Origin of the sequence: Rugamonas aquatica (assembly GCF_009380215.1) — a bacterium.
Taxonomy (GTDB): domain Bacteria; phylum Pseudomonadota; class Gammaproteobacteria; order Burkholderiales; family Burkholderiaceae_D; genus Rugamonas; species Rugamonas aquatica_B.
The window spans coordinates 1-2,396 of record NZ_WHUG01000037.1 but is presented as its reverse complement, the minus strand read 5'-3'; the positions used below and the strand labels follow the sequence as shown (position 1 = coordinate 2,396).

Below are 2,396 nucleotides of genomic sequence, written 5' to 3'. Positions count from 1 at the left end.
ACCGTGAAACAACTCTGCGCCGATGATAGTGCTGCAACCAGTGTGAAAGTAGGTTATCGTCAGGCTAGTTATATTAAAAAAGCCCCTTCCAGTGATCTGGTCGGGGCTTTTTTTCGTCTGTCATTACTTTCTATTAATGCAGCCGTACCAGCGCGGCTGCACCCATAGCTGATCAGAACTGATAGCGTGCGCCAAATGAAATCAACGACACCTCGCTCTTGCTGAGGTAAGTGCCTTCCAGGCTCAGCGAGAAGCTCCGATTGAAGGCGTAACGCACACCGAGGCCGACGACAGGATCGGTATCGGTGCGGTCGGGTATGGATGTACGGGTGGATTTAATCACTGTGCGGCCAATGCCGGCCCGACCGAACAAGCTGAAGTGTGCGTCGAGTGGCACGGTGCCCAGCGCCGCGATGCCATCGTGCCGTTCGGGATAGTAGCCAAGGGGAGCCCCGAGACTGCGGAACGGATTGAAATGCAAGCTGCGGCTGTAGACTTCGAAGCCGAAATTCGGTGTGAATTGGTAGCCCACATTGCCACCGAGAGAAAGCTCGTTGCTGTTATCGAAGTACTTATTGGATGAGACCGATGCACGGCCTAAATCGATGTCGATATACATGCCGGGTTCAAAACCGGGGGCGGCCATCGATGGTGCGGATGCAGCCATCAGTGCCAGCGCCGCAGCGCTGAGGTATGTGTTTCGCATAGTGCTCCTAAATATAGACGTGGTACTACAGGCGACGATATTATTTAATTTCTAATATCGCCAATTAGCGCATAGTATCGCAACATTATTTTTAAAGCAACTTCATCGATTCGGCTGGCTCACTGCCAGCAGGCGTCGCATTGCGTGCGCTTCCTCACCGGGACTGCGGCCGAAGAAACGTTTGAATTCGCGACTAAATTGTGAAGGGCTTTCATAGCCCACCTGTGCCGAAGCGGATTGCGCCGTCATATCGCTGCGTGCCATTAGCAGACGCGCCTGGTGCAGGCGTGCGGACTTCAGATATTGAATCGGCGAACAATGAGTGACTGATTTGAAATGGACGTGAAAAGCCGGTACGCTCATGTTTGCTTCTGCGGCCAGAATGCCGACGTCAATGTCAGCAGCGTAGTCGGCATGTATGCGGCGCAGCGCCCTGGCTATCCGTCCGAACTGCCCCTGGTTGGTCAACGCCGCGCGCATGGCGGCGCCTTGTTCTCCCATGAGTACCCGATAGCAAATCTCTCGCACGATGGCGGGGCCGAGCACTCGCGCCTCAAGCGGCGAACTCAGCGCTTCGAGCAGGCGTAGCACGGTGTCACTCAGGCGCTCGTCCATATGGGTGGTCATCATGCCTTTTGGCATGGCAGGGACTTCGTTGTCGGTCTGGTCGATAGCGAACATCAGGTCGGCCAGGGTGGTGCGATCAATGCGTACCAGGAGTCCCAGGAATGGCTCTTCCGGCGTTGCATCTGTAGTGCTGGTGAATGGCATGGGCACAGCAACTACCAGATAGTGTTCGGCATCGAACTGCAGCACGTCGTTACCGAAGTAGGCCCGCTTGCGTCCTTGGAGCACGATGGCGATGCAAGGGTCAGACATAGCCGGTGTTTTGGCCGAACTGCAATTCGAGCGGGTCAAGCGGACGTCGTCCAGCGCCGACAGGGTGTAGCCCTCGTTTGGCGCCAGCTGTTGATGCAGTGCGATCATGCGTTCCACGTTCGTGTCCTCTTTGTTTGTCTTGAATAGGAATGATCCATGATTCCAAGTGCCGCTGCCAGTTTCTTGTAGAGGTTCTATAGGATTAGGCAAGAAGTGCATAGGCATGTGCATTCGCAGCATGGGCTTTGATCCGTAAGATGCAGTCTGGTGTTAATGCCATTGAAAGGACCGCATCATGACAGCTATTACACAAGCACATCGCAAGGTTATTCTGATTGCCGGCGCCAGCCGGGGCTGTGGCCCGGCGACAGCTCGCAAGTTGGCGGACGAAGGGCATCATGTGGTCCTGGGCGCGCGCCGATCGAACAAGCTGCAGGCGCTGGTAACGGAAATCCGCGCGGCAGGCGGTTCGGCTGAATGGTATGCAATGGATGTGTCGCACCCAGAGGAAATGCGTGAATTCCTGGCATTCGCCGAAGACGTGCATAAGCGTGTAGATATTCTGATTAATAATGTTTGACAGAATCATCGGCGGCTTGCTATAGTTCGCCCCCTCGCAGAACGACGCATGTAAATGCTGAGTTAGGTGAGAAAAAGAAGAGCTTGACGAGATAAAAGAAACAGTTCATAATCTTGCCTCTTCGCTGATGAACACAACGCTTCTTCAGCAAGCAGTACCGAATAAAGTTCTTTAAAAATTAACAGTCGATAAGTGTGGACGTTTGATGAAAGTGCACAGCAGGCTAGTCCT

Annotated in this window: 3 protein-coding genes; 1 reads left to right on the top strand and 2 read right to left on the bottom strand. The window is 54.0% G+C overall.

Annotation, left to right across the window (positions count from 1 at the left end; genetic code table 11):
* Window positions 1-172: 172 nt before the first annotated feature.
* Together GEV02_RS32510 and GEV02_RS32505 are read right to left on the bottom strand one after the other, a co-directional pair.
* On the bottom strand, window positions 173-706 hold the full coding sequence (locus tag GEV02_RS32510) for an outer membrane beta-barrel protein (RefSeq protein ID WP_152841913.1): 534 nt from the start codon (window positions 704-706) through the stop codon (window positions 173-175).
* 102 nt (window positions 707-808) lie between these two features.
* On the bottom strand, window positions 809-1,693 hold the full coding sequence (locus GEV02_RS32505) for an AraC family transcriptional regulator (RefSeq protein WP_152841914.1): 885 nt from the start codon (window positions 1,691-1,693) through the stop codon (window positions 809-811).
* 187 nt (window positions 1,694-1,880) lie between these two features.
* Between GEV02_RS32505 and GEV02_RS32500 the strand changes: the two genes are divergently transcribed.
* A complete protein-coding gene (locus GEV02_RS32500) occupies window positions 1,881-2,165 on the top strand; it encodes an SDR family NAD(P)-dependent oxidoreductase (RefSeq protein WP_152841912.1) in 285 nt (94 codons plus the stop codon).
* Window positions 2,166-2,396: the final 231 nt, after the last annotated feature.